19 protein-coding genes and 2 pseudogenes are annotated in these 25,566 nt (G+C 71.3%); 9 read left to right on the plus strand and 12 right to left on the minus strand.

Features of this window, described 5'->3' with window-relative positions:
* Positions 1 to 226: 226 nt before the first annotated feature.
* Together AB0D59_RS14275 and AB0D59_RS14280 are read left to right on the plus strand one after the other, a co-directional pair.
* Complete coding sequence (locus AB0D59_RS14275; protein WP_362564679.1) at positions 227 to 1,414, plus strand: ROK family transcriptional regulator; 1,188 nt, start codon at positions 227 to 229, stop codon at positions 1,412 to 1,414.
* 112 nt (positions 1,415 to 1,526) lie between these two features.
* On the plus strand, positions 1,527 to 4,277 hold the full coding sequence (locus AB0D59_RS14280; RefSeq protein ID WP_362564681.1) for an exo-beta-D-glucosaminidase: 2,751 nt from the start codon (positions 1,527 to 1,529) through the stop codon (positions 4,275 to 4,277).
* Here AB0D59_RS14280 and AB0D59_RS14285 read toward each other — a convergent pair.
* Entirely contained in the window at positions 4,264 to 5,697 is a 1,434-nt protein-coding gene (locus AB0D59_RS14285) for a hydrolase (protein WP_362564682.1), read from the minus strand. The genes AB0D59_RS14280 and AB0D59_RS14285 overlap by 14 nt on opposite strands.
* 217 nt (positions 5,698 to 5,914) lie before the next feature.
* Here AB0D59_RS14285 and AB0D59_RS14290 point away from each other — a divergent pair, with 217 nt between their 5' ends.
* A complete protein-coding gene (locus AB0D59_RS14290; RefSeq protein ID WP_360486309.1) occupies positions 5,915 to 6,178 on the plus strand; it encodes a GlsB/YeaQ/YmgE family stress response membrane protein in 264 nt (87 codons plus the stop codon).
* A gap of 14 nt (positions 6,179 to 6,192) precedes the next feature.
* On the opposite strand, the gene AB0D59_RS14295 is transcribed toward AB0D59_RS14290, so the two are convergent.
* The 5 genes and pseudogenes from AB0D59_RS14295 to AB0D59_RS14315 form a co-directional block, all read right to left on the minus strand.
* Entirely contained in the window at positions 6,193 to 6,969 is a 777-nt protein-coding gene (locus AB0D59_RS14295) for a GNAT family N-acetyltransferase (RefSeq protein ID WP_362565071.1), read from the minus strand.
* Between the two features lie 40 nt (positions 6,970 to 7,009).
* Entirely contained in the window at positions 7,010 to 7,144 is a 135-nt protein-coding gene (locus AB0D59_RS14300; RefSeq protein ID WP_362565088.1) for a hypothetical protein, read from the minus strand.
* Between the two features lie 98 nt (positions 7,145 to 7,242).
* Positions 7,243 to 7,338, minus strand: a pseudogene (locus AB0D59_RS14305) (MerR family transcriptional regulator); the annotation flags it as partial.
* A 102-nt stretch (positions 7,339 to 7,440) separates the two neighbouring features.
* Positions 7,441 to 8,295 carry a GNAT family N-acetyltransferase gene (locus AB0D59_RS14310; protein WP_362564684.1) on the minus strand — a complete coding sequence of 285 codons (855 nt, stop codon included), beginning with the start codon at positions 8,293 to 8,295 and terminating at the stop codon, positions 7,441 to 7,443.
* A 282-nt stretch (positions 8,296 to 8,577) separates the two neighbouring features.
* Complete coding sequence (locus AB0D59_RS14315; protein WP_362564686.1) at positions 8,578 to 9,252, minus strand: chaplin; 675 nt, start codon at positions 9,250 to 9,252, stop codon at positions 8,578 to 8,580.
* Between the two features lie 279 nt (positions 9,253 to 9,531).
* On the opposite strand from AB0D59_RS14315, the gene AB0D59_RS14320 reads away from it, so the two are divergent.
* A complete protein-coding gene (locus tag AB0D59_RS14320) occupies positions 9,532 to 11,145 on the plus strand; it encodes an alpha/beta hydrolase (protein WP_362564688.1) in 1,614 nt (537 codons plus the stop codon).
* A gap of 3 nt (positions 11,146 to 11,148) precedes the next feature.
* Here the strand turns inward: AB0D59_RS14320 and asnB are convergent, their stop codons facing one another.
* From asnB to AB0D59_RS14335, 3 genes are all read right to left on the minus strand, one after another.
* Positions 11,149 to 12,987: an asparagine synthase (glutamine-hydrolyzing) gene (gene asnB, locus AB0D59_RS14325; protein WP_362564690.1), complete on the minus strand. Its 1,839-nt coding sequence runs from the start codon at positions 12,985 to 12,987 to the stop codon at positions 11,149 to 11,151.
* A gap of 323 nt (positions 12,988 to 13,310) precedes the next feature.
* On the minus strand, positions 13,311 to 14,105 hold the full coding sequence (locus AB0D59_RS14330) for an alpha/beta fold hydrolase (protein WP_362564691.1): 795 nt from the start codon (positions 14,103 to 14,105) through the stop codon (positions 13,311 to 13,313).
* 89 nt (positions 14,106 to 14,194) lie between these two features.
* Entirely contained in the window at positions 14,195 to 14,545 is a 351-nt protein-coding gene (locus AB0D59_RS14335) for a hypothetical protein (RefSeq protein WP_362564693.1), read from the minus strand.
* Between the two features lie 112 nt (positions 14,546 to 14,657).
* On the opposite strand from AB0D59_RS14335, the gene AB0D59_RS14340 reads away from it, so the two are divergent.
* Together AB0D59_RS14340 and AB0D59_RS14345 are read left to right on the plus strand one after the other, a co-directional pair.
* On the plus strand, positions 14,658 to 15,752 hold the full coding sequence (locus AB0D59_RS14340; RefSeq protein WP_362564695.1) for a chemotaxis protein: 1,095 nt from the start codon (positions 14,658 to 14,660) through the stop codon (positions 15,750 to 15,752).
* Positions 15,753 to 15,819: 67 nt separating this feature from the next.
* Complete coding sequence (locus tag AB0D59_RS14345; RefSeq protein WP_362564697.1) at positions 15,820 to 16,848, plus strand: Gfo/Idh/MocA family oxidoreductase; 1,029 nt, start codon at positions 15,820 to 15,822, stop codon at positions 16,846 to 16,848.
* Here AB0D59_RS14345 and AB0D59_RS14350 read toward each other — a convergent pair.
* A pseudogene (locus AB0D59_RS14350) lies at positions 16,838 to 17,974 on the minus strand (phospholipase domain-containing protein); the annotation flags it as partial. The gene AB0D59_RS14345 and the pseudogene AB0D59_RS14350 sit on opposite strands and share 11 nt — an antisense overlap.
* Positions 17,975 to 18,169: 195 nt before the next feature.
* Entirely contained in the window at positions 18,170 to 18,583 is a 414-nt protein-coding gene (locus tag AB0D59_RS14355) for an SsgA family sporulation/cell division regulator (RefSeq protein WP_351707504.1), read from the minus strand.
* Positions 18,584 to 18,931: 348 nt separating this feature from the next.
* Here AB0D59_RS14355 and AB0D59_RS14360 point away from each other — a divergent pair, with 348 nt between their 5' ends.
* Positions 18,932 to 20,362, plus strand: a complete 1,431-nt coding sequence (locus AB0D59_RS14360) for a SpoIIE family protein phosphatase (protein ID WP_362564698.1) — start codon at positions 18,932 to 18,934, stop codon at positions 20,360 to 20,362.
* A gap of 53 nt (positions 20,363 to 20,415) precedes the next feature.
* On the opposite strand, the gene AB0D59_RS14365 is transcribed toward AB0D59_RS14360, so the two are convergent.
* A complete protein-coding gene (locus AB0D59_RS14365; RefSeq protein WP_362564700.1) occupies positions 20,416 to 21,915 on the minus strand; it encodes a hypothetical protein in 1,500 nt (499 codons plus the stop codon).
* Between the two features lie 266 nt (positions 21,916 to 22,181).
* On the opposite strand from AB0D59_RS14365, the gene AB0D59_RS14370 reads away from it, so the two are divergent.
* Both AB0D59_RS14370 and AB0D59_RS14375 read left to right on the plus strand, forming a co-directional pair.
* Positions 22,182 to 23,321, plus strand: a complete 1,140-nt coding sequence (locus AB0D59_RS14370) for an aminoglycoside phosphotransferase family protein (RefSeq protein WP_362564702.1) — start codon at positions 22,182 to 22,184, stop codon at positions 23,319 to 23,321.
* A 302-nt stretch (positions 23,322 to 23,623) separates the two neighbouring features.
* Positions 23,624 to 25,564 carry a peptidoglycan recognition family protein gene (locus AB0D59_RS14375; protein ID WP_362564703.1) on the plus strand — a complete coding sequence of 647 codons (1,941 nt, stop codon included), beginning with the start codon at positions 23,624 to 23,626 and terminating at the stop codon, positions 25,562 to 25,564.
* Positions 25,565 to 25,566: the final 2 nt, after the last annotated feature.

Consider the following 25,566-nt stretch of genomic DNA (forward strand, 5'->3'; position numbering starts at 1 on the left):
GGGCCAGCGTGCTGTGGGCGCTGCTGCGTGACGGACGGGTCTTCACCTCCGCCCCACCGGTCACGCAGGCGGCTTGACTTCGTCATTGAGACTCCTGAGCGAGGCGCGGAGGGAAGAGGCGGGGCGCGGACGACAGACGGCGGCCGATTCGGCGGGATGGCCGATAAAGTTAAGGAGCCTTACTAGATGCGTCAAGTATGCGTCAGGAATCGGTGAGAATGGTGTGATGGCCGCCAGCGACGTCGTAGAGCAGCAGGAACAGCCCTGGAGCCGGCAGCGACTGCGCAGCACCAACGAGCGGCTGCTGCTGGACCGGCTGCGCCGGCTCGGGTCCGCCTCCCGCGCCCAACTCGCCCGCGAGACCGGCCTGTCGAAGCCGACGGTGTCCAGCGCGCTCGCGGCGCTGGAGTCGGCGGGCCTGGCCCACGAGGTCGGCACCCACGCTCCGGAGCGCGGCCGCACCGCCGTGCTGTACGCGCCCGACCCGGCGGCCGGGTACGCGCTCGGCGTCGACGTGGGCCGCGGCTGGCTGCGGGTGGCGGTCGCCGACCTGGACGGCACCCTGGTCGCCCGCTCCGACGTGCGCAACCGGGCCCGCGGCTCGGGCGCGATGGCCGACCTGCTGGTCACCACCGCACGGCAGGTCGTCGCCAACTCCGGGGTCGATCCGGCCGAGGTGGTGCACGGGGTGGTGGGCACCCCCGGCGTGTACGACGAGCGGCAGCGGCGGGTGCGGTACGCGATGCATCTGCCGGGCTGGGGGCGCGCCGGGCTGTTCGACCGGATGCACAAGGAGTTGGGCGTCCCGCTGGAGGTGCACAACGACGCCAATCTCGCGGCGCTCGGCGAGTACACGTACGGCGTCGGGGCGGGCAGCCGGCTGTTCGCGTACATCATGATCGGCACCGGTCTGGGGATGGGCGTCGTCAGCGAGGGGCGGCTGTTCACGGGGGCGCACGGACTCGCCGGGGAGATCGGCTTCCTGCCCTGGCCCGGACAGCAGCGCAGGCCGGAGCGGCTGGAGGACGCGGTGTCCGGGGTGGCCGTGGTCGAGGCGGCGCGCCGGTTCGGGATGACCGGGCAGCTCACCGCGAAGTCCGTGTTCGACGCGGCCCGGCAGGGCGATCAGGCGGCTGTCGAGGCGGTACGTCTCGAGGGCGAGCGCATCGCCCACACGGTGGCGGCGGCCGCGGCCGTACTCGACCCGGACCTGGTGGTGCTGGGCGGCGGTGTCGGCCACAGCGTCGACCTGCTGCTGCGCCCGGTACGGGAGCACCTGCGCACGCTCACCCCGCTGCGCCCGAAGCTCGCGCCCAGCCGGCTCGGCGAGGACGCGGTGCTGCTCGGCGCGGTGGCCACGGCCCTCGACACCGCCCGTGACCTGGTCTTCGAGCGCAGGTCGGGCACCGCCTGAAGCCGCCGCCGCCACCTCGCCCGGGCGCCACGGTGATTGACACCGCCTTCTCGGGACCCTAGCTTGAGCCGGGTTAGTAAAGTTTCCTAACTTTACGAGCCTGGAGACCACCGTGTTCCCTCGCCGCGACCCCGGACACCGCCTCGCCACGGCCGCCGTGGCCCTGGGCCTGCTCTGTTCACTCAACACCAGCGCCTGGGCCGGGGCCCGCGACCGGGCCCACGGGCACGCCCGGATCACCCGTGTGCCGTCCACCGCCGGGTCCCTGACCCCGCTGACCGGCTACGCGATCCGGTCGACGGCCGACGTGAGCGAATCGGCGGCGGCGGTCTCCTCCCCCGGCTATCCGGCCAAGGACTGGTATCCGGCGAGCCCCCGCTCCACGGTGCTGGCCGCACTCCTCGCCGACGGCGTGTACGAGGACCCGTTCGTCTCCACCAACCTGCAGAAGATCCCCAAGTCGCCCTTCCAGGTGCCCTGGTGGTATCGCAGCGACTTCACCGTGGCGGACCCCTCCCAGCGCACCTATCTGGACTTCAGCGGGGTGATCTCGGCGGCCGACGTGTACGTCAACGGCCACCGGGTCGCGACGACCGCCGACGTCACCGGCGCCTACACGCACCACGAGCTGGACGTCACCTCGCTGGTCGGGGCCGGGACCAACACGGTCGCCTTCCGTATCCAGCCCAACGACCCGGACAAGAACCTCACCATGGGCTGGATCGACTGGCTCCAGCCGCCGCCCGACCAGAACATGGGCATCGTCCGTGACGTCCTGGTCCGGCGCGGCGGCCCGGTCGCGCTGCGGGACGCGCACGTGATGACGCAGCTCGCGGTGCCGTCCCTCGCGACGGCCGACCTGACGGTGAAGGCGCAGGCCCGCAACGACTCCGACACGCCGGTCACCGCCGAGGTCTCCGGCACGGTCGCCGGAGTGGCGGTCACCAGGTCGGTCGCCCTCGCCGCCCACCAGACCAAGACCGTCACCTTCACCCCCGCCGACGTCCCCGGCCTGCACCTCACCTCCCCGAAGGTGTGGTGGCCGGCCGGCATGGGCGGCCAGCCGCTCTACGACCTCGATCTCACCGCGTCGGTCGCCGGCACGGCGTCGGACACCGCGCACGAGAGCTTCGGCATCCGTGACGTCCGGGCACCGCTGAACTCCGACGGCGCCCGCCAGTACTCGATCAACGGCCGCAGGCTGCTGATCAAGGGCGGCGGCTGGTCACCGGACGAGTTCCTGCGCTGGGACCGGACCTATGTCGAGGACCGCCTGAAGTACGCGCTCGACCTCGGCCTCAACGCCATCCGCCTGGAAGGCCACATCGAGCCCGACGAGTTCTTCGACATCGCCGACCGGTACGGCATCCTCACCCTGCCCGGCTGGGAGTGCTGCGACAAGTGGGAGGGCCAGGTCAACGGCGACGGCGAGCGGGGCGAGAAGTGGACGGCCGCCGACTATCCGGTCGCCCAGGCCTCGATGGCCGCCGAGGCCGCCCGGCTGCGGGACCACCCGAGCGTCGTCTCCTTCCTGATCGGCAGCGACTTCGCACCCGACGCGAAGATCGAGAAGACCTACCTGGACGCCCTGAAGGCGGCCGACTGGGCCGCCCCGGTGGTCTCCGCCGCCTCCGACAACTCCACTCCCCAGCTGGGCAGTTCGGGCATGAAGATGACCGGCCCCTACGACTGGATCCCGCCGGGCTACTGGTACGCCAAGCGGGAGGGCGGCGCCACCGGCTTCAACTCCGAGACCAGCGCGGGCCCGGACATCCCCACCCTCGACACCCTGCGCCGCATGATGACCCCGGCCGAGCTGGACACGCTCTGGAAGAACCCGGACCTCAAGCAGTACCACCGCTCCCCGTCCCCGGTCTTCGGCACCCTCAAGATCTACGACGCGGCCCTCACCGGCCGCTACGGCGCCCCGAAGAGCCTCACCGACTACGTCCGCAAGGCGCAGCTCGCCCAGTACGAGAACGTCCGCGCCCAGTACGAGGCGTACGGGCGCAACCAGACCGACGCCTCCAAGCCGTCCACGGGGGTCGTCTACTGGATGTTCAACAGCGGCTGGACGTCCTTGCACTGGCAGCTGATGGACCGTTACCTCGACCAGGGCGGCGCCTACTTCGGCGCGAAGAAGGCCAACGAGCCGCTGCACGTCCAGTACTCGTACGACGACCGCTCGGTGACCGTGGTGAACAACCGGCACGCCGACGCGTCCCAGCTCACCGCGCGGGCGACGCTCTTCGACCCGGACGGCACGCAGAGGTACGACCGGACTGTCACGGGCCTCTCGGTCAAGGGCGACGGCGCGCACACCACCGCGCTCACCCTGCCGGCGTCGGTGAGCGGACTGCCGTCCACGTACCTGGTACGGCTGGTCCTGACCGACGCGGCCGGCCAGGAGGTGAGCCGCAACGTCTACTGGCTCTCCACCAAGGCGGACGCCCTCGACTGGGCGAAGACCGACTGGTGGCACACGCCGACGACGAGCTACGCGGATCTGAAGGGGCTCACGTCGATGACCCAGGTGCCGGTCACGGCCACGGCGTCGACCACGGCCGCGGACGGCATGTCGACCACCACGGTGACGGTCCGCAACGCGGGCACGGACAAGACTCCGGCCCTGCTGACGGACGTCCATCTCGTCGACGCGAACGGCAGGCCGGTACTGCCGGTGCGCTGGTCGGACAACGCGGTGAGCCTGTGGCCGGGCGAGTCGGCGACCCTCACGGCCACCTACCGGACCGCCGATCTGCACGGCTCGGAGCCCCGGGTGCGGGTCTCCGGCTGGAACGCGGCGGAGCGGACGGTTCCGGCTACCGCGCCGGAACCGTCCGCCCGGCTCAGCTCACGTTGAGCGCGGTGTCGTCGATGACGAAGGACGTCTGGAGGGTCGACCCCTCGACGCCGGTGAACTTGATGGTGGCCGTGGTGCCGGCCAGGGAGGAGACGTCGAAGCTCTTCAGCACGTACCCGGAGGCCGCGTTGAGGTTGGAGTACGTGGCCAGGGTGGTGGATCCGGCGGTCACCGTAAGCTTGTCGTAGGCGGTGCTGGTGGTGGTCTCCGCGGTGTCCACGTGCAGGTAGAAGCTGAGGGTCGCGGAGCAGCCGGACGGGATGGTCACCGACTGGGACAGCGTGTCGGTGTGGGCCGATCCGTAGCCGTCGAGCCAGGCCTTGTACGAGCCGGTGCGGGCGGCCTCGCTGCTGGAGGTGGTGATGATGCCGCTGCTGGCGGTCCAGGTGGTGTTGCCGGACTCGAAGCCGGGGTTGCCGAGCAGCTGGGCGGCGGTGCAGGTGCCGCCACCGCCACCACCGCCGCCGCCTCCGTCGCCGCTGCCGCCCCCGGCGAGCCAGGCGGTGGCGTTGAGGGCGAGGGCGGCGTTGGTGGCGCCGCTGTCGTTCCAGCCGTCGTACAGGGTGTTGCCGGACTGGCCGGTGCCGTCGTCGATCGGGGAGCTGTCGCCCCAGAAGGCGACCCGGCCGCTGCCGAAGGTGCTGGTGGCGAAGAAGGCGCCGGTGTTGCCGGAGTAGCCGCTGCGGTAGAGGAGGCCCTTGACGGCGGAGTTGTCCGACGGCTTCAGCGTCGCCGTCGTACCGTCGGCGATCAGGCTCTTGGTGACGGTCCCGAACGAGCCGTGCAGCACCGGGTCGGTGCTGTCGCTGATCGCGGCCGGGTAGCCGGAGCTGACGTCGAGGGTGTCGACGGAGAAGCCGAACGGGTCGGTCGAGTCGACACTGTTGTTCGTCATGAGGTCGTTGAAGATCTCGACGGCGTCCTCGCCGTCGTTGTTGCGGTCGGCGCCGGTGTGGTCGGAGACCATGAACAGGCCGCCGCCGTTCTTCACGAAGTTCATGATGGCCGTCTTCTCGGCGGTCGTGAACAGCGTGTTCGGCTCGGGCAGCACCAGCGCGTCGAAGTTCGACAGGTCGGTCGTCGACGAACCACCGTACGTCAGCGCGCTGGTGGCGGTCTTGAGGCTGTAGCTGCCGGTCTTCTGGAGGGCCACACCCCATGACGACAGCGCGCCGGTCCAGTCCGTCTCGGAGGACGGGGAGGAGTCCTGAGAGAGCGGGTCGGGCTTGCTGGTGGAGATGATCCAGTCCGCGTTGCCGGCCTCCTCGGCGTGGCCGTCGTCGAACAGGACGCGGTAGGTGGTGGCCGCGTGAGCGGGGGCGGCCGCGGTGCCGACCTGGAGGGCGGCTCCCGCGGCGAACAGGGCGAACCCGGCCAGGGCGGTGGTGATTCTGTGGCGGGATCTGCTGGATCCAAGCATCCGGCGAACCTCCATGAGGGGGTGGGGTAGAGGCGGTGGGGGCGCCAACTCTTCGCGCGTAGAACCTGGTTGAGATTTCTACACGCGTCGACTCATTGAAAGGTACATGGCATGTCGGATCGATGAACAGAAAACCGCTGTAACAACCGGAGGGGACTGCCCGCGAATTCAGCGGGCAGATTGGACTTCAGCGGAGTACAGACGAAGAGGGGCGGACATGGAGATCTCGGGCATCATCAGTGCCATCATCATCGGTATCATCATCGGTGTGCTGGGGCGCCTGGTCGTTCCCGGCCGCCAGCACATCGGCATTCTGCTGACCATCGTCGTCGGCATCGTGGCGGCGCTGCTGGGCTCGGCGATCGCGGCCGGCTTCGGCGTGGCGGACACGAAGGGGCCGGACTGGATCGAGTGGTTCATCCAGATCGCGCTGGCGGCACTGGGAGTGGCGGCACTCGACCGGACCAGGGCACGCCGGTAGCCGAAACGCGCCGATCACATCGCGTAGATGTACGGCGTGGTCGTGCTCAGCGCGTGGAAACCCAGTCGCTCGAGGATCGGGCGGCTCATGGGGGACGCGTCCACCTGCAGATAGCGATAGCCGTGAGCCGCGGCGGCACGGGCCCGATGGGCCACGAGGGCGCGATACACACCGCGTCCCCGCCACTCTTCCACCGTGCCGCCGCCCCACAAACCGGCGAATCGCGTTCCCGGCACCAGCTCCATACGGGCGGCACTCACCGGCTCGTCCCCGGCCAGGGCGACGACCGCGACCACGGTGTCGGGCTGCTGGGCGAGCCGCGTCAGCAACTGGTGCCGCAGCTGCGAACCGTCCGTGCCGAACGCCTTCTCATGGACGTCCACCACGAGATCGACGCCCGCCGCGTCCAGGGCGGGCACCACCCGGACGCCGTCGGGAAGTTCGGCGTCGACAGTCAGCCCGGCACCCTCGGCGATCATCAGCGTCTCCTCCGGCTCGGGCCGGAATCCGGCCTCGACAAGTCTCGCCCCGAGGTCCGACGGGAGGTCATGGCTGTAGAGCTTCCACTCGAAGTCGTGGCCCAGCTCCCGGAAGCGGTCGATCTGCTCGGCGATCGCACGATCCGCGGTCGTCTCGTTCAGGGCCGACCAGACAACGCCGTTCCATCCCTCGCTGTCCGCCACCTGACGCACCACGCCGCCGGCGCGCTCGATGCGCGCGCCGGGGCCGTCGGGCCGGGCGCCCTCGCGCATGTCACGGTCGTACAGAGCGAGCACCGCTTGATGATCCATCCGAGCAGTCCACCATCCGCCCGCCACCGCGGCAACGCAATTACCCGCTCCAGCGCTCCCGCACGGCCGCCAGGTACGCGGCGAGCCGGTCCCGGTTGCGGGCCAGGCAGTCGATGCGGGGCCTGGTGCGCTCGACGAGACCGCTGAGCGGCGCGGCCGTCTCCGGGTCGCGCACTCGCGCGGCGGATGGATCTGCTCGGGTCCGGAGAGATACGGCAGGATCGCGCGGATCAGCTCCGTGGTCAGCCCGGAGTCGAGCAGGCCACGGATCTGCTGGACGTCCTGGACGGCGGCCTCGCCGCAGGACCCATAGCCGTCGTCGGCGCGGTCGGGGCGGAGCAGGTCCTGTTCCTCGTAGTAGCGCTGCACCGGGTGGGCACGCCGGTGCGGCGGGAGAGTTCACCGATCCTCATCGCAGCCTCCGCGGCGCATGAACGACCGGTACGGCACGGGACGCGACCGCTCGTCCGGTCAGCCGAGTTCGAGCGTCGTCACCCCGAAGACCCGCTCCAGGGCGTGGTCGCGGACCGGGCCCGTGTACATCCGGGCGGTCTCGAACGAGGGGGTGAATCCGGCCTCTTCGGCGAGGGCGACGCCCGCCGTGCTGGGCCCGGGCACGTCGACGGCGACCTGGCGGCCGGCCGCCTCGGCCAGGAGAGCGGTGAACAGGGCGCGGGCGTCCTCAGCGGTGTCGGCGAACAGGGGGCCGATGCGCAGGCAGTCGTGGCCGGGCCGGATCACACCGTAGCCGGTGAGGCGGTCGCCGTCGTGGCGGACGAAGGCCCGGTGGCCGGCGCCGGTCAGCCAGGCGGCCACGAACCGCGGCCGGTCGGCCGGGCAGCAGGCGCTGTCGTACGCCGTGACGGCGGGCAGGTCGGCGGCGCGTGCCGGGCGGACGCCCGCGGGGATCCCGGCGGCCGGGGCGGAACCCACGAACCGGGCGGTGCGGTAGGCCAGTTCGAAGCCGGACTGGCGGTAGTTGTCCTGCTGGGCCACCACACCGTCGAGGCCGACCGTACGGGTGCCCGCGTGGGCCAGTGCGGTCTTCCAGGTGGCGAGGCCGTGGCCGTGGCCGCGCAGGTCGGGGCGGACCAGGTACCAGCCCAGGAAGGCGTAGTCGGCGCCGAAGTTGACGACGGAGACGGCCGACACCGGTGCCCCGTCGACCCGTCCGATGAAGAACCCTTCGGGGTCCTGGGCGAAGAAGGCGGGGACGTCCGACAGCCCGGGATTCCAGCCCTCGTCCACGGCCCAGCCGCGGACCACCGGCCAGTCGTCGGGCGTGGCCTGGGTGACGACGAGGTCCTGGGGGGCCGGAGAGGTCATCGATGCGCTCCATTCAGCGGCTGGTCAGGGCGGCCTGGGCCGCCCCACGGTGCGGTCGGACAGCGCGGCGGGCGGCGCCGCGTCCGCAGCATCCTTCCCGATCACCGGGCACCGCACCACGACGGGATCAAGCCGTCGGCATGCGCGACAGGCCGCTCCGGCGGGCTGGTCGACCGGGGCGGCTCGCCGGGACACGCGCACGGCACAGGCCCCACCGGTCGGGGTCCGGTGGGGCCTGCAGGGACGTTTCTCGGCGCGCCTCCTCGGCGGCGCGCCGGACGGTCAGCGCATACGGCCCGGCCGGAAGCGCCGGTGCAGGACGGTCCCGGCGAGCAGCAGCGCCGCACTGCCCGCGGCGGCGGTACCCGTGAGGTCCGTCCCGGTGTGGGCGAGCGTGGTCGTCGCGGCCGGCGGCGGGGCGGGGTGGACCGTCCTGGGACCGGGGTGGGTCTTGACCGGGGCCGGAGGCTCCGGGGACGGGGGCGGAGTCTCCGGCGTGCTCGGGTGGTCGCCGGAGGTGTTCACCGAGGTGTTGCCGGTGGCCGGATTGAGTGCCCCGACCACGTTCACACTGTTGCCGCTCACGTTCACCGGGAGGTCGACCGGCAACTGGATGCCGTTGCCGGAGATCACCCCGGGCGAGTCCTCCTCGGTGCCCTGGGCGGACGCGCCGCCGGTCGCCGGCGAGCCGCCGGACTTGCCGTCACCGGCTCCGCCGCCCTCGTTCACGCAGGTGTTGCCGGCCGCCGGATTCAGGAGCCCCACCACGTTGACGGTGTTCCCGCACACACTCACCGGGATGTGCACCGGCAGCTGAATGCCGTTGCCGGAGATCACGCCGGGCGAACCGGCCGCGACGCCGTCCGCGCCCGAGTCGGCCCAGGACGGGGCCGCCATGGCCATCGCACCGGAGGCGGCGGCGACGGCGATCACACCGTTTCGGGTAACCCGTTTCATAGGTTCCCTGCCTTCCAGACATAGTTGCGGGCGCTCGCCCGCACCGGTTAAACCGTGAACGAGCCATGTGAGTTATGGCTTATCCGCATTTCACCCCATCGAGTGACATCGATATCGAACCCGGGGCAAAACCGTGTATGGGGCCTGAAGCCGGTGATCGCGGCAGGGTACGGCACCCCGGTCCGGCCCGCTCGCCGGGAGGCGTGCCCACCGGGACCCGCTTATGGTGATCGAAAGCCCTGTTCTCGGTCCGCCACGGAGCGTCCCTGGAGGCCCTCGATGCCGGCCTTGCCCCGTAACCGGCCCGCCGTGCGTCGTTGTGCCGGCGCCGGAGCCGTCGCGCTGGCCCTGCTCGGCGCGGGGCTGCCCGTGGCCGCGGCGACGACGAGCACCAAGGAGCCGGACCTGAGCCGCTTCTACCGGCAGAAGGCCCACTGGACGGCGTGCAAGGACGTGGAGCTGCCCAAGGACATGCAGTGCGCCAAGGTGACCGTGCCGCTCGACTACGCGAAACCGGCCAAGGGCACCATCGACCTGGCGTTGTCCCGTTACCGGGCGACCGGGAAGTCGCGGGGCTCGGTGCTGCTGAACTTCGGCGGGCCCGGCGGCTCGGGCGTCAGCGGGCTCGGGCAGGCCGGCAAGGACTTCATGAGCCTGACCAACGGCTATGACGTGGTCGGCTTCGATCCGCGCGGGGTCGGCCGCTCCTCCCCCGTCAGCTGCGGCGACGCCCTCGACGAGCCCTCGGACGACGCGAGCATCGACAAGGTCCCCGATGTCGCCCATCCGCAGGCCCTGATGAAGATCCTGAAGCAGCTGACGGTCCGGTGCACCGAGCACTCCGGGCCCGTGCTGTCCCACATAGGCACCGTGAACGCCTCCCGGGACCTGGACGTCATCCGCCAGGCGCTCGGCGACAACAAGCTGAACTACCTGGGCTTCTCCTACGGCACCAAGCTCGGCGCGGTGTACGCGGCGCAGTTCCCGCACAAGGTGGGCCGAATGGCCCTGGACGGTGTGGACACGCTGACCGAGTCGCTGGCCGAGCAGGGGGTGGCAGGCGCCCAGGGGCAGCAGACGGCGCTGGACGACTTCCTCGACTGGTGCGTCACCGACCTGGGCTGTCCGTTCGGGCAGGACCGGCGCAAGGCGGGCGAAGCGGTCACGGAGCTGGTGCGCTCGCTGGACGAGAACCCGGTGCCGTCCGACTTCGGCGGCCCCTTCTCCGGTCAGGACCTGGTGGGCGCCATCGGGCAAGGGCTGTACAGCAGGGACCTGTGGCCCCTGCTGGAGCGGGGGCTGGCCTCCCTGATCGAGGACGGTGACACCCGGGGCGTGCAGAACATCGCGTCCGGCGGCTACGCCCTGCCCGTCGGGCAGCGGCGCGGCAGCGGACTGGTGGACAGCGCCGACATCCCCGTGGACAACCTGTCGGCCGCCCTGATGGCGATCAACTGCGCCGACGACCCCGACCGGCCGAGCGCCCAGCGGCTCACCCGGGACGTCGACCGGCTCGACAAGGAGTACCAGCAGGCGTCCCCCGTCTTCGGCCGGTTCCGGCTCACCCAGGTGCTGCTCTGCTACGGCCGGCCGCGCGGCACGGACTTCATCCGCGACGAGGTGAAGGACGTGCCGTCCGCCCCGATCCTGCTGGTGGGCACGCGCGGCGACCCGGCGACGCCGTACCGCTGGGCGATCGAGACGGCGAAGCGGCTCGGGTCGTCGGCCGTGGTGCTGGACAACCGGGGCGACGGCCACACCGGGTACACGTCCTCCAAGTGCGTGCACGGCAAGGTCGACGACTTCCTGCTGTACGGCACGCTGCCGGCCGACGGCAGCTCCTGCCCGGCCGACGCCGCCGATCGCGGCGCCGGTTCCGACTCGTCGGGCTGAGGCTCAGGCCAGGGTCAGCTCGGGGGTGTAGATGTCGAGCCAGTGCGCCAGGTCCAGGGCGCGTTCCAGGCCGCGCCGGGCGGCGTGGCTGCTCAGCCCGGTCCGGTGGGCCGCGCCGTCCAGCCTCTCGCGGTCGACGAGGTCGAAGACCCGGTGGTCGGGCCGGGCCAGCAGGTCCTTGACCTGGTCCTGGAGGGCCCGCCCGTACTCCGGGTCCTGGGTGGACGGGTAGGGGCTCTTGACCCGGTCGTACACGGACTGCGGGAGAACGTCCCGGGTGGCCTCCCGGAGCAGGGTCTTCTCGCGGCCGTCGAAGGACTTCAGGGCCCAGGGCGCGTTGTAGACGTACTCGACCAGCCGGTGGTCGCAGAACGGCACCCGGACCTCCAGGCCGACGGCCATGCTCATCCGGTCCTTGCGGTCGAGCAGCATGCGTACGAAGCGGGTGAGGTGCAGATAGCTCATCCGGCGCATCCGGAACTCGAAGTCGCTCTCCCCGTCGAGGCGCTGGACACCGGTGACGGCGGAGCGGTAACCGTCGGCGATGTACGACTCCAGGTCGAGGGACTTGGTGAGGTCGGTGCGCAGGACGTCGGTGTCGTCGCCGAAGTGCCGGCCGGCCAGGTACAGCCAGGGGAAGGTGTCGGCGGTGCGTGCGTCCTCGTCGAAGAACTGCAGGTACCCGCCGAACACCTCGTCGGCGGACTCCCCCGACAGCGCGACGGTGGACTGGTCACGGACGGCCCGGAAGAGCAGCAGGAGCGAGGCGTCCATGTCACCGAACGCGGCCGGCAGGTCGCGGGCCCGGATCACCCGCTCGCGGACGGCGGGGTCGGCGAGGCTGTTCACGTCCAGGACGATGTCCTGGTGGTCGGTGCGGGCGAGCCGGGCCACGTCGTGCACGAAGGGCGTGTCGGGGGTGGAGCGCAGTTCGTCGGCGACGAAGTTGTCCGTCTGGCCGACGAAGTCGACGGCGAAGCTGCGGACCTTCTCGCCCCGCACGGCGAGCTGCTGGGCGGCCAGCGCGGTCATGGCGGAGGAGTCGAGGCCGCCGGAGAGCAGGGTGCAGCGGGGTACGTCGGCGACCAGCTGGCGGCGCACGATGTCGTCGAGGAGCTCGCGGACGGTCGCCACGGTGGTGTCGCGGTCGTCGGCGTGCGGGCGGGTCTCCAGCCGCCAGTAGGTCCGGGTGCGCAGTCCGTGGCGGTCGACGGTGACGACGGTGCCGGGTTCGACCTCGTGCATGCCCTCCCACACGGCGTGCCCGGGGGTCTTGACCATGGTGAACAGCTCACGCAGCCCGTCCAGGCCGACCCGGGGCCGGACCAGCGGGTTCGCCAGGATCGCCTTCGGCTCGGAGCCGAACAGGACGCCGTCCGGGGTGGGGTACAGGTAGAACGGCTTGATGCCCATACGGTCGCGGATCATCACGAGCTTGTCGTGGCGGCCGTCCCAGACGGCGAAGGCGTACATGCCGTTCAGCCGCTCGGCGACCGTGTCGCCCCACTCCACATAGCCGCGGAGCACGACCTCGGTGTCGGAGTCGGTGATGAACTCGTGGCCGCGGTCGGCGAGTTCGCGGCGCAGCTCGGTGAAGTTGTAGGCCTCGCCGGAGTAGACCATCGCGACGGTGCCGTCCGGGGTGCGGACGGTCATGGGCTGGCGGCCGCCGGGCAGGTCGATGATCGCGAGCCGGCGGTGACCCAGGGCGGCGGGGCCCTCGATCCAGGTACCGCGGTCGTCGGGACCGCGGCAGGCCATGGTCTCCGTCATTGCATCCAATGCGCGCGTCTCGGTGGTGAGGTCACGGTCGAAGGAGACCCAGCCGGTGATGCCACACATGCGTTACCTCCTGCTGCCGGTCTGCCGGACAACACCCGCCACCTGCGGTTCCACGGCGGAGGCGATTGCCCGAGCGAACCACTTGTATTCAGCACCTATATAACGAGCGTGCGCCCGGGACCCGAGCCGGTCAACCTGGGCGTAACACGGACGGCCGCCCCGCCTCACTCTTTCGGCCGCGCTTTGCCCGCGCGAGGCCCGCGAACCCGGCCCGCACCGGGCTCCGCCCGCCCGGAACAGGCCAACCGCAAAAAGTTCCCCAAGCGGAACCGGCGCCGCGGTTTCACCGGACGCCGGTCACCTGACGCTGTCGCGTCCTCGCGCTACGCGTCCTCGCGTGCCGGCGCCGCCGTCACGAAACGGTCCAGCGCCGCCGTCAGCTCGGCCGGCCGCTCCACGGGCAGCTCATGGCCCGCGTCGATGATCCGCACCACGGCGTCCGGGTAGGCCTTGGCCATCCTCAGCATCTGCCCCACCGGCAGCTGGATGTCGTGGTAGCCGTGCACCATCAGGGTGGGCGCGGCGATCTCCCCGGCCCGGTCGAGGACATCGAAGGCCCGCATGGCCCCGTACAGCGTCATGACGACCTCGCGCGGGGTGCCCGCGGAGGCGCGGACGTACGCGCGTATCTCCTCACGGGGATGACCGGGGGCGAAGGCGCGCTGGACGTTGGCGGCGACGAACAGCCGGAACGGCACCAGCGTGGAGGCCGCCATCAGCAGGCCGCGGCCGCGGCTGTACGACATCTTGCCGATGGAGTTGACCAGCACCATCCTCGCGACCCGCTCGGGGTGGGTGAGCGCGAGGGTCTGGGAGACCATGCCGCCCATGGAGTGACCGACGGGGACGAAACGATCCACCTCGAGATGGTCGAGAAGGGCGACGACGTCCTGGGAGAGTTCGGCGATCGTCTTCACACCGGCCCCGGTGCTCTCGCCGTGACCGCGCAGGTCGAGGCGGATCACCCGGCGGCGCTCGGCGAAGTGCGCCATCTGGTGGTCCCAGCGGTGCCGGTCGGCGGTCCAGCCGTGGATGAACACCAGGGGCGCGGCGGCGCCGTCCCGGGGGCCCTCGTCGTCGTACGTCAGCGCCGCTCCGTCGACTTCGAGCTGCGGCATGGGGGCCTCCTGGGGCGCGATCCGGTTACTGCCGGGTACGGTAACCGGCCGCTCCGCCCACCGTCACCGGACACCCGGCCTCAACACGGTTACAGCGTGCGCCTGATGGCCGCTACGGCCGCCTCCGCGTCGTCCGCGGACACCGCGAGCCGGGCGAAGGGCGCGGACGGCTTCAGGTCGACCAGGACGACCGGGCCGTGTCCGTGGACGGCGACGAAGTCCCGCCCGCGCGGATGCTGCCAGGCGCCGACACAGAACCGGTCGGGCAGGAAGTGGCCGGGGTGCGGTTCCCCGCGCAGCACCCGCCACCAGTCGGGCTCCACCGAGGCCGCGCGCACCTGCGCGAGCGGCACCCTGACCCGGCGGTGGTGGGCGAGCAGCCGCTCCCGTCCGCCCAGGCGGACGACGACCTCGTCGCCGTCGACGGTCAGCCGGGCCATCGCGCCCGCCTCCGCCGCACACCGGGTGAATCCCGCCGCGTCAGTCCCATGGATCCCATGAAAGAGAATTACCCCAAATGCCCCAATCACGAATCGGCCCTATGGTGCTGATATGGAGCACGCACTCAGTCCTTCGACCCTCGCCGAGCTGCGCCGCCCGCGCCCCTACCCCGCCGTCTCCGTGCTGACACCGACGCACCGCCGCGAGCCCGACAACGCCCAGGATCCCGTCCGGCTGCGCAATGTCGTGGCCGAGGCGAAGAAGCAGCTGGAAACCGACCCCGGGGTCACCCGGGAGCGCCGCAGCGACGTCTTCGACCAACTCGACCGGGCCCTCGCCGAGATCGATCTGGCGCATGCCGAGGACGGTCTGGCGATCTTCGCCGCGCCGGGTGAGCACCAGGTGTGGTCGCTGGCCCGCAGCGTGCCCGAGCGCGTGGTGCTCTCGGACACCTTCCTCACCCGCAACCTGGTCTCGGCCCAGGCCTCCGAGCGGCCGTTCTGGGTACTGTCGATCTCGGCCGACCGCGTCACGCTGTGGAACGGCGGGGTCGACCGGGTCGCCGAGAGCCAGGCCGGCGGCTTCCCGATGACCCGCAGCCAGGAGAACTTCGACGCCGAGCGGCTCCAGCGCATCGGCGACATGCCCAGCACCTTCCGCGACGAGGACACCAAGCGCTTCCTGCGGGACGCGGACACCGTGATGGCCGCGCTGCTGCGCGAGGAGCCGCGGCGCCTCTACGTCACCGGCGAGCAGGCCGCTCTCTCCCTGTGGGAGGAGTTCGGCAACGTCGCCAGGAACAGCATCCCCGTACAGCACGGCGGCCTCACGCACGCCGGTCCGGAGGCCGTGTGGCAGGTGATCCGGCCGCTGCTGGAGGCGGACTCCCGCCGCAACACCGCGTCGGTGACCCGGGAGCTGGAATCCGCGCGCGGTCACAGGACGTTCGCGGCCGGTGTCGACGAGGTCTGGCAGAGCGCCCGCGAGGGCCGCGTCCGGCTCCTGGCCGTCGAGGAGAACTACCGCACCGCCGTCCGTGACGACGGCGACCACCTGGTCCCGGCCGCGAGCGGCGACCTCGACGCCCGCGACGACATCGTGGACGAGATCGTCGAGCAGTGCCTGGAGACCGGCGCCGACGTCCGCTTCGTCCCGGACGGCACGCTGGGCGACGCGAACGGCATCGCCGGGGTGCTGCGCTACTGACCAAACCGCTCGCCCGGCCGACGTCTAGGCTCTGGGACGTGATCGTCGGCTGAGAGGGAGTGTGGGCGTGGCTGAGCTGCTGGGCGTCGCGGTACTGGGTGCCGGACACATGGGTGCCGACCACATACGACGGCTCGACCAAGTGGTGAGCGGAGCGAGGGTGGCGGCTGTCGCCGACCCGGACCCGGACCGCGCCAAGGAGGCGGCGGCCGGCCTTGACGGGGTCACCGTCCACGCGGATCCGCTGGCCGCCCTGGACGCGCCCGGTGTCGAGGCCGTGCTGATCGCCTCCCCGGGCCCGGCGCACGAGGAGCCACTGCTCGCGGCCTTCACCCGCGGGCTGCCGGTGCTGTGCGAGAAGCCCATGGTGCCGGACTCCACAGGTGCGCTCCGGGTCGTGGAGGCCGAAGCCCGGCTCGGCCGCAGGCTGGCCCAGATCGGGTTCATGCGCCGCTACGACGCCGAGTACCGACGCCTGAAGTCCCTGCTGGACGGCGGTCGCCTGGGCCGGCCGCTGATGTTGCACTGCACCCACCGCAATGTGTCCTCGCCGCCCGGCTTCACCAGCGCCATGCTGATCAACAGCTCGGTGTCGCACGAGATCGACGCGGCCCGCTGGCTGCTCGGCCAGGAGCTGACCGCGGTGACCGTGCTGCGGCCACAGCCCTCCTCGGGTGCCCCTCAGGGGCTGCTCGATCCGCAGCTGGTGCTCTTCGAGACCGACGGCGGCGCCCTCGTGGACGTCGAGGTCTTCGTCAACTGCGGCTTCGGCTACCAGGTGCGCTGCGAGGCGGTCTGCGAGCGGGGCAGCGCCCGGATCGGCGAGGACCACACCATGCTGGTCACCTCGGCGGGCGCCGCCCGCGAGGAGGTGCCCCAGGACTATCTGGTGCGGTTCGCCGACGCCTACGACCGCGAGGTGCAGTCCTGGGTGGACGCCACCCGGCAGGGCCGGGTCACCGGACCGAGCGTCTGGGACGGATACGCGTCCTCCGTCGTCGCCGAGGCCGGGGTCCGGGCGCTGGAGTCCGGCGGCCGTACGACCGTCGAACTCGCCCCGCGCCCGGACCTGTACGCCTGGGACGTCAGCCACTGACGCTCGCGGAGCCCGTCTCCAGGTGGCCGGTGAACCGGCGCGACCAGGTCGCGTCGGAGTCCACCGTGATCGTGAAGTCGTACCAACCGCCCTGGTGGGCGACGGCGTTGAAGTAGTCCTCGACCGAGGTACCGGCGGCGGCCTGATAGGTCCAGGGGCCGTCGGTGCGGTAGTTGTTCGAAGTGATGGTGAACTTCACCGGCGCCGAGCCCGAGTTGGTCAACTTGAACCAGACGGCGAGCTTGCCGGTGCCGGGCTCCACGGTGTAAAGGGTGCTTACCTCCGCCGACTTGCCGGCCTGGGTGGCGTCGCCCTGGAAGCGGCGCAGGAAGCGGTTGGGGCCGACCATGCTCACGTCGTACTTGCCGCCGCCGTACCCCGTCCCGATGTTGAAGTAGTCGGAGGCGGTGCCGCCCGCGTCCACCGTGTACTGCCAGGGCGTGGTGTCCCGGTAGGCGTTCGGGTGGAGGGAGAAGTGCGCCGCCCGGGTCGCCGGGGTGCCCTGGTTGGCCATGGTGAACCAGGCGCGGATCGTGCCGGACGTCCCGAACTCCATGCGGTCCAGGTACCCGTTGGGCTGGTAGGGCAGCGCACGGGCCGGGCGGGTGCCGGACTCCTGGGCGGGCAGGGCGTTGGTGGTGGGCACCGGGTTGGGCAGCGGGCCGCAGGTGGAGAAGCCGATGACGCTGGTCGCGGGCAGGGAGACGGCACCGTGGACCGGGTTGGCGAAGTCGAAGACGCCGGTCAGGTCGCCGCTCACCGAGCGTCGCCAGGCGCTGATGTTGGGGCAGTCCGCGGGTTTGCCGAGGGCCGTGGTCCAGGTCTCCAGGAAGCGCAGCACCGAGGTGTGCTCGAAGACCTCGGAGGAGACCCAGCCGCCGCGTGTCCAGGGCGAGATGACGATCATCGGGACGCGGAACCCGAAGCCGTACGGCACGCCGTTCAGGAACTCGCCGGCCGTGCCGGCGGGCGGCGCCGGGGGCGGGACGTGGTCGAAGTAGCCGTCGTTCTCGTCATAGTTGAGGAACAGGACGGTGGAGTTGAGGACGTCCTCGTCGGCGGCGAGGGCCTGGTAGACCAGGTTGACGAAGTGGGCGCCGTCACCGGGCGGGGCGTAGGGGTGCTGCCCGCCGCCACGGAAGCGCCCAGTCCCACGAAGCCTCTTCGGCTGATCGGTGTCATTCGCCCCGTCCTCGTCACGGGTGTGCTCGTGTGGCACACCGCGCGCAAGGGTGCACGGGGCGTTCATCAGGGTCCGGACCGGAGCGGTGAGACGGAGTGAACAGAAGTCAAAGTACGCGTCGGGCGCCCCGGATCCCCCTCACACACCCCCGAACAACGTGCTCAGGCCCCGCTCCACGACCGCCTCGACGTCCTCCTCCCCCGGCGCCACCACCTCGTGGGTGCGCTGCAGGAAACGGACGAGTGCCTGGGTGTCGAACTGGAGCAGGGCGAGCCCGTGCGGCGAGTGGAACTCCACGGCCGTACGACCCCGGCCGCAGGGCCAGATGTGCACGTCCCCGCGTCCGGCGGGGACATCGAGCCCCTGGTCCAGCAGCGAGCGCGCGAACGTCCAGGTGACCTCCTCCCCGCCGAGGGTGACCTCGGCGGGGAAGTCGACGAACACGGCCAGCGGATCACCGGAGGTGTACCGGAGCGTGGCGGGCACCGGGACCTCCTGGTCCTCGGCGGTGATCAGCCGGGCGCGGGCAGGCTGCTCGAAAGTGATGTCCATGCCTGTAGGACTCCATAGGCGGCCCTCGCATGACGCGAAATCCGGACAGAGTTGCCGCCCTTGGCCGAGACCGCGACACTGCGAACACAGACACGTCGAACAGTCGCCCGAGCGCGACACGAGCGCTCCTGAAAATAGGTCAAGTCGCGTAGTCCGCCTACGACTTGCCCCACTAGGCCGCGTACGTCTTTCATAGCGGTCCACCAGCCCGTGAAGACTCTGGCATATGCCAGAAGCACCACCGTATCGTGTGTTGCCAAATCCCTTACGGGGCGTCGCAGGCTGTGCAACAGTCGTAACCGGTCCCCCGCCCGTCCTGGCCGTACCGTCCCCGCATCGGAGTGCGTCATGCCGTCCCATGTCTCCGCGGACCGCCCCGCCGCCCAGCCGCCCGGGCGCGGCTCGGTCGAGGCGTTGATATCGCAGACGCGGCGGCTCAAGGGCGATGTGGACGCCGTACGACGGGACACCCGGAGCGACGGTTCCGACCCCCGGGACCGCTGGCAGCGCGCGCTGTACGACCTGGCACTGCATCAGCTCAACGATCTGGACGAGCACTTGGCGCAGCTGCGGGACGGCCCCGCGCCGCTGCCGCCCGGCCCGGACGCCGAGCAGGCGCGTCCCTCGGCACCGGCCGACATCCCGCCCGGTTCGCTGCTCAGCCGGGTAGGCAGCGCAGAGTGGAACCTCCTGACGGACGAGGCCAGTTGGTCCGGCGAGCTCTACCAGATCCTCGGCCGCGACCCGGCCGCGCCCGCGCTCACCCTCGACGAACTGCCCGCCCTCGTCCTGGAGGAGGACCGGCCCGGACTGACCACGATGGTCACCGACTGCCTGGTCGACGCCAAGCCGATCGACGGCGAGTTCCGCGTCCTGCGGCCCGACGGGAACGTGCGGACCGTACACATGATGGGCGAGCCCGTACTCGGCGGCGACGGCAGCACCGCCTCGATGTGGGCCGTGCTGCGGGACGTCAGCGAACTGCGGCGCAGCCAGCGTACGGTGCGCGAGACCCGCGACTCGATGCGGTACCGGCACCGGCGGGACCAGACCGAGCGGCGGCTCGCGGCCGAACTGCAGGAAGCCGCGGTGCCGCCGGGGCGCGGCGCGCTGCGGCTGCCACGTCGCGGCCCGGGCACCCTTGATGCCGCCGCCCACTACCTGCCGTCCGGGGCCAGCGCCCTGCTCGGCGGCGACTGGTACGACGCGCTGGAGCTGCCCGACGGCGACACCCTGCTCAGCGTCGGCGACCTCACCGGGCACGGAGTCGCCGTCACCTCGGGCATGGCGATGCTGCTCGGCGCCGTACGCGGCATGGCGATGGCCGGCGCCCAGCCGGGGCAACTCATGTCCCTGCTGAACCAGTTGCTCGACGCGACCGTGCAGCCCGCGCTGGGTAGCGCCGTCTGCTGCCGCTACCGCCCCGCGACCCGCACCCTGACCTGGGCGCAGGCAGGGCACCCCGCCCCGCTGCTGTTCCGCGACGGGACGGGGTGCGTGCTGAGCGCGCCGGACGGCGTCCTGCTCGGCGCCACCTCGGGAGCCGGTTACGGGCAGGCCGAAGTGACCCTGGAACCGGGTGACCTGCTCCTGCTGCACACCGACGGGCTGTTGCCCGGGCACAGCGCGGCGGACTCCCTGGACCGGCTCCTTGGCCTGTCCCCACGGTTCGGGGCGGCACGCACAGCCCAGGCCTGTGTCAGGGCCGTGATCGAGGAGTTCGGCGAGACCGAGCGCGAGGACGAGGCCTGCGTGCTCATCGCCAAGGTGAGTGAATAAGGGCGGCTGCCGCCACCCGGATCAACCGGTGCGCTGGGATGCGCACAGGCTCTCTATGCCTGTGCGCTGTTGTTCGTCCCCCTGCTCCTGGCCTTGGGCAGGGCGAGCTTGATCTCGTCCCGCAGTTCCTGGATCCTCGGGTAGCCGGCGTACTCGGCGGTGAGCCGGTACATCTGGCGCAGCCGGTCCCAGGTGCGGTGGGAGGAGTTCGATCCCATCGACACCAGGGCCAACCGCGCGTAGTGACCCGCCTGTTCGGGGTCGTCCGCGATGAAGCAGGCGGAGGCCATGGAGAGGAAGTCGAAGATCTTCGACCGCTCCTGCTTGCCGTCGGCCCTGAGCGTCAGGGCCTTCTCCGCATAGTGCCGGGCATGCACGGCCGCGCTCGGGTCATGGTCGGCCAGCGTGCGGTAGGCCAGGGCCTGCATGCCGTACAGATCCGCCTCGTTGAACATCTGCATCCAGCTCGGCGGCGGCACATCGCTGCGGTCCGAGACGAAGAGGCTCTCCGCCTGACCGAGGGTACGGCGCATCGCCTGGCCCTTGCCCATCGACGCCTGCGCCCACGCCTCGATGGTGTGGAACATCGCCTGGGTGCGGGGCAGCACCTCGTGGCCCGAGCCGGACTGGGCGAGCTTCATCAGGTCGAGTGCCTCGTCGGGCCGGCCGATGTGCACCATCTGGCGAGCCGCTCTGGAGAGCGCCTCCCCGGCACGCGGCCGGTCACCGCCCTCACGGGCCGCGTGGGCGGCGATGACGAAGTACTTCTGGGCCGTGGGCTCCAGGCCGATGTCGTGCGACATCCAGCCCGCGAGCACGGCGAGGTTGGCGGCGACGCCCCACAGGCGCCGCTGCAGATGGTCGGGGTGACGGTAGGCGAGCATGCCGCCCACCTCGTTGAGCTGTCCCACCACGGCCTTGCGCTGCAGCCCGCCGCCGCGGGCCGCGTCCCAGGCGCGGAACACCTCGACGGAGCGCTCCAGTTCCTCGATCTCCTCGGACCCGATGGGGGCGGCCTCGTAGCGGTCGAACCCGGCGGGGTCGGCGTGCAGAGGGTCGTCGAGGACGGGGGCGTCGGCCTTCAGGGTGGGGTCGGTGTGCAGCCAGTCGTACATGGCGCTGCTGAGTACGGATCCCGCGGTGAGCGCGGCACCCGCGCCCACCAAGCCGCGTCGGTTGAGCATGAGGTCCATTCCCGTGAATTCGGTGAGGACCGCGGCGGTTCGTTCGGGCGCCCACGGCATGCCGTCGGGATGTTCCACGTTCCCGTCGTCCGGCCGTTTTCCCGTACGCCCGTGCCGTACCAGACCGAGGTCCTCGATGGTCACGACACGGCCGAGACGCTCGGTGAACAGGGCCGCCAGCACCCGCGGCACCGGATCGCGCGGGATCTCTCCCGTGTCGATCCACCGCCGCACCCGGGAGGTGTCGGTCGCCAGCTGGGGGTGGCCCATGGCCGCCGCCTGCCGGTTGACCAGCCTCGCGAGTTCGCCCTTGGACCAGCCGGCCAGGCCGAACAGGTCCGAGAGGCGGGTGTTGGATTGTCCGCTCACGTCAAGCCCCCAGGTTCTCGGCTGAGTTGACAGTAGCCCCGTGACGATTGCCGGGCGACTATTCGCCACGGTTCGCCAGGGTGCGCCAGATGGTGTGCCACTGGGCAACGGGTGTCAGGTAGGAACGCGCCACCCCGACCCGGTCGCCACTCGACGGGCACACTCCCCAGGGTGTGTCCGGGCGGCCGGGACGGGTTGGGCGCGAGAACCCCTCACAGGACTTCTCAGGCAGGCACCGCAGGTACACGAAGGGATCTGTATCGCCCATGTACGCAGCATCGTCCTCCGTGTCCGCTCCGCCCCGGTCACTGCGCCCCCGCCCGGCGGGCAGCGGACCCTATCTCGACCCCGCACGTACCGGGGCCGCCGTACCGGTCGTGGGCCGGCCACGGCGCGCCGCGGGCCCGGGCGCCCAACCGCTCAGCGGGAGACTCGACTTGTCCGGCCCCCAGGGCGCACAGCTGCGCACCGCGATCGCGTCGGTGCACCGGATCTGCCCGGAGTTCGCTCCGGTGCAGGTGCTGCGGCGCTCCGGGCGGTCCGTGATCCTCGTCGGGACGACGGGGCGCAGCACAGCCGTGGCCAAGTGTCTACTGGACCACTCCCCCGCCTGGGCGGAGCGGATCCGCCACGAAATAGCGGCATACCGCTCGTTCGTCCGGCACCGGCCGCCGATCCGGGTGCCGAGGCTGATCGCAGCGGACCCGGACAACTGCACGCTGGTGATCGAGCGGATGCCCGGCCGGGTGGCGGCGGTACAGCGCCACCCGGCGGAGGCTCCGCCCCGGGCGGACATCCGGGCCGCCCTGGGCGCGATCTGCCGGCTGAACGCCTGGCGGCCCCCGGCGGGCACCTTCGACGCGCCGGTGGACTATGCGGCCCGTATCTCCCGGTACCACGAGCTGGGTCTGCTCACCGACCGGGACATGGGTGACCTGCAGAAGCTGCTGCACGGCATCGCGGTCGCGGCGGGCCGGCAAGGGATGGGCCAGTTCTGCCACGGCGACGCCCTGCTCTCGAACATCCTGCTGTCCCCGGCCGGTCCAGTGCTGGTGGACTGGGAGCACGCGGGCTGGTACCTGCCGGGATACGACCTGGCGACGCTCTGGTCGGTTCTCGCGGACGCCCCGGTGGCGCGTCGTCAGATCAGCCAGATCGCCCAGTCGGCGGGACCCGCGTCCCGGGACGCCTTCCTGGTGAACCTGATGCTGGTCCTCACCCGGGAGATCCGGACCTACGAGACCGCCGTGCAGCGTTCGATGCACGACGCGGCCCCGGCGGCACAGCTCACAGCCCACCCCGGTGCCGCGCCGACCGGCGAGGAACAGCGGCTGCTGCTCCGGCGGATGCACGACGACTGCCAGCTGGCCCGCCGGGCCGTGCGCGCGGCGGTCGGCACTCGCTGACGGGGACGAGAAATCCGCGGTGCGCTCGGGCAACCGAGCACCGCGGATTTCCCGGGTGGCCGTACCGCTCACTGGTGTACGCCACTGACGCCGCGCAGGCCGGGAGCCTCCGCCGCGAAACTCCCACGATCATCGTATGACATGGGAATTCTCCCTCCTCTGGGCATGATTGACGGATCGTCGGCAAGCCGGTACCACTGAGCCACGCTCAGCCCCGCACGCCCCGCCGCGCTCGATCGCCCCAGGAGGCCGCATTGCGAGGATCCGTCACCGAGCCAGCGCCCACTCGCGGCGGCAGACATATGCGGAGGGCGACGGCCGCCGCCGTCGGCTCCGCGGCACTGCTCTTGCCGTTGCTGGGCGCCGCCCCGCCGCCCGGCGGGACCGCGTCGTCCGCCGGACTGCTCCAGCGTGCGTTCGCGTCCGCCGCGACCGAGTACCACGTGCCGCAGAGCGTTCTGCTGGCCGTCTCCTATCTCCAGTCCCGCTGGGACACCCATGACGGCGCGCCGAGCGTGACGGGCGGCTACGGCCCGATGCACCTCACCGACGCGCACACCGCGCTGGCCACCGCCACCGAGCACTTCGCCGACGGCACCGAGGACGCCCGTGGCGACAGTGCCCGCCCGGTCCTGCACCCCGGCGTCAAGGTGCCGGCGGACTCCGCGCTCCCGGCCCGTCTCAAGACCCTCCCCCGGGCGGCCCGGCTGACCGGTATCCCGGCGAAGGAGCTGCGCACCGATCCGGCGTCGAACGTGGCCGGCGGCGCCGCCCTGCTCGCGGCCGCCCAGCGGTCCCTGCACCAGCCACTCAGCGCCGACCCGGCCGACTGGTACGGCGCGGTCGCCCGCTTCTCCGGCGCCGACGACTCGGCGACCGCGGCGGCGTACGCGAACGACGTGTTCGACGTCCTCCACACGGGCCAGGAGCGCACCACGGACGAGGGAGAGCTCGTCGCCCTCGCCGCCCAGCCCGATCTGAAGGCCGACACCGCGCAGCTGAAGCTGACCGGGCTGCGCACGGTGGCGGCGGACGAGACGGAATGCCCGACAACGGTGTCGTGCGAATGGATCCCGGCGCCCTACGAGGAGTTCGGGGACAACGACTACGGCAACCACGACGTCGGCGACCGGCCGGCCTCGCAGAGCATCAAGTACATCGTCATCCATGACACGGAGGGCGCCTGGGACGGGACCATCAACCTGGTCCAGGACCCGACCTATGTGTCCTGGAACTACACCATCCGTTCCACCGACGGTCTGATCGCCCAGCACGTCAAGGCGAAGGACGTGGCCTGGCACGCGGGCAACTGGTACATCAACGCCAAGTCGATCGGCATCGAGCACGAGGGTTTCCTCGCCGCGCCGGACGCCTGGTACACGGAGGCGATGTACCGGTCGTCGGCCCGGCTGGTGAAGTACCTGACCACCAAGTACGGCATCCCGCTGGACCGGCAGCACATCCTCGGCCACGACACCGTGCCGGGGCCGACCACCTCGACGATCCCCGGGATGCACACCGACCCCGGCCCGTACTGGGACTGGCGGCACTACTTCGAGCTGCTGGAGCACCCCTTCAAGCGCACGGCGGGCAAGAAGGGCGGTCTGGTGACGATCCTGCCGGACTACGCCACGAACCAGCCGACGTACACCGGCTGCGTCACCAGCGGCCAGCCGTGCGCCGCACACGGTTCCAGCGAGGTACGGCTGTACTCCGACCACGACGAGAGTTCGGCCCTGATCAAGGACATCGGCCTCGGCAGGGCGCCGACGGCCGACGTGAACGATCTCTCCTCGCGGGTCTCCACCGGCCAGCAGTACGCGGTGGCGGACACCTGGGGAGACTGGACGGCGATCTGGTACCTGGGGCAGAAGGCCTGGTTCAGGAATCCGGCGAAGGCGCCGACGGCGGTGACCGCCGCGGGGCTGGTGGTGACGCCGAAGGCGGGCCTGACCAGCATCCCGGTGTACGGCCGTGCCTATCCGGAGGCGGCCGCGTACCCCTCCGGGGTACCCGCGCAGGCGGTGTCGGCGCTGCCGTACACCATCCCCGCGGGCCAGGAGTACGTGGTCGGTGACGTGGTGCCGGGCGAGTACTACTACGCGGTCACCTTCGACACCGCCTCGCACCGGGTCGTGGTCGGCAAGGACCTGTACTTCGAGATCCAGTACGGCCACCGGGTCGAGTTCGTCCGCGCGGCCGACGTGACGGTGGCGCCGGCCAGCCGGTGGACGCGGCGGTAGCC

The sequence above is a fragment of the Streptomyces sp. NPDC048417 genome, assembly GCF_040651615.1.
Classification (GTDB): Bacteria; Actinomycetota; Actinomycetes; order Streptomycetales; family Streptomycetaceae; genus Streptomyces.

Coding starts and splice junctions, on each gene's coding strand:
- AB0D59_RS14295 (WP_362565071.1), bottom strand. CDS start 6,969: ATGGATCATCAAGCGGTGCTCGCTCTGTACGACCGTGACATGCGCGAG.
- AB0D59_RS14355 (WP_351707504.1), bottom strand. CDS start 18,583: ATGGACATCACTTTCGAGCAGCCTGCCCGCGCCCGGCTGATCACCGCC.
- AB0D59_RS14275 (WP_362564679.1), top strand. CDS start 227: ATGGCCGCCAGCGACGTCGTAGAGCAGCAGGAACAGCCCTGGAGCCGG.
- AB0D59_RS14370 (WP_362564702.1), top strand. CDS start 22,182: ATGTACGCAGCATCGTCCTCCGTGTCCGCTCCGCCCCGGTCACTGCGC.
- asnB (WP_362564690.1), bottom strand. CDS start 12,987: ATGTGTGGCATCACCGGCTGGGTCTCCTTCGACCGTGACCTCACCACC.
- AB0D59_RS14290 (WP_360486309.1), top strand. CDS start 5,915: ATGGAGATCTCGGGCATCATCAGTGCCATCATCATCGGTATCATCATC.
- AB0D59_RS14335 (WP_362564693.1), bottom strand. CDS start 14,545: ATGGCCCGGCTGACCGTCGACGGCGACGAGGTCGTCGTCCGCCTGGGC.
- AB0D59_RS14340 (WP_362564695.1), top strand. CDS start 14,658: ATGGAGCACGCACTCAGTCCTTCGACCCTCGCCGAGCTGCGCCGCCCG.
- AB0D59_RS14285 (WP_362564682.1), bottom strand. CDS start 5,697: ATGCTTGGATCCAGCAGATCCCGCCACAGAATCACCACCGCCCTGGCC.
- AB0D59_RS14330 (WP_362564691.1), bottom strand. CDS start 14,105: ATGCCGCAGCTCGAAGTCGACGGAGCGGCGCTGACGTACGACGACGAG.
- AB0D59_RS14375 (WP_362564703.1), top strand. CDS start 23,624: ATGCGGAGGGCGACGGCCGCCGCCGTCGGCTCCGCGGCACTGCTCTTG.
- AB0D59_RS14310 (WP_362564684.1), bottom strand. CDS start 8,295: ATGACCTCTCCGGCCCCCCAGGACCTCGTCGTCACCCAGGCCACGCCC.
- AB0D59_RS14360 (WP_362564698.1), top strand. CDS start 18,932: ATGCCGTCCCATGTCTCCGCGGACCGCCCCGCCGCCCAGCCGCCCGGG.
- AB0D59_RS14320 (WP_362564688.1), top strand. CDS start 9,532: ATGCCGGCCTTGCCCCGTAACCGGCCCGCCGTGCGTCGTTGTGCCGGC.
- AB0D59_RS14315 (WP_362564686.1), bottom strand. CDS start 9,252: ATGAAACGGGTTACCCGAAACGGTGTGATCGCCGTCGCCGCCGCCTCC.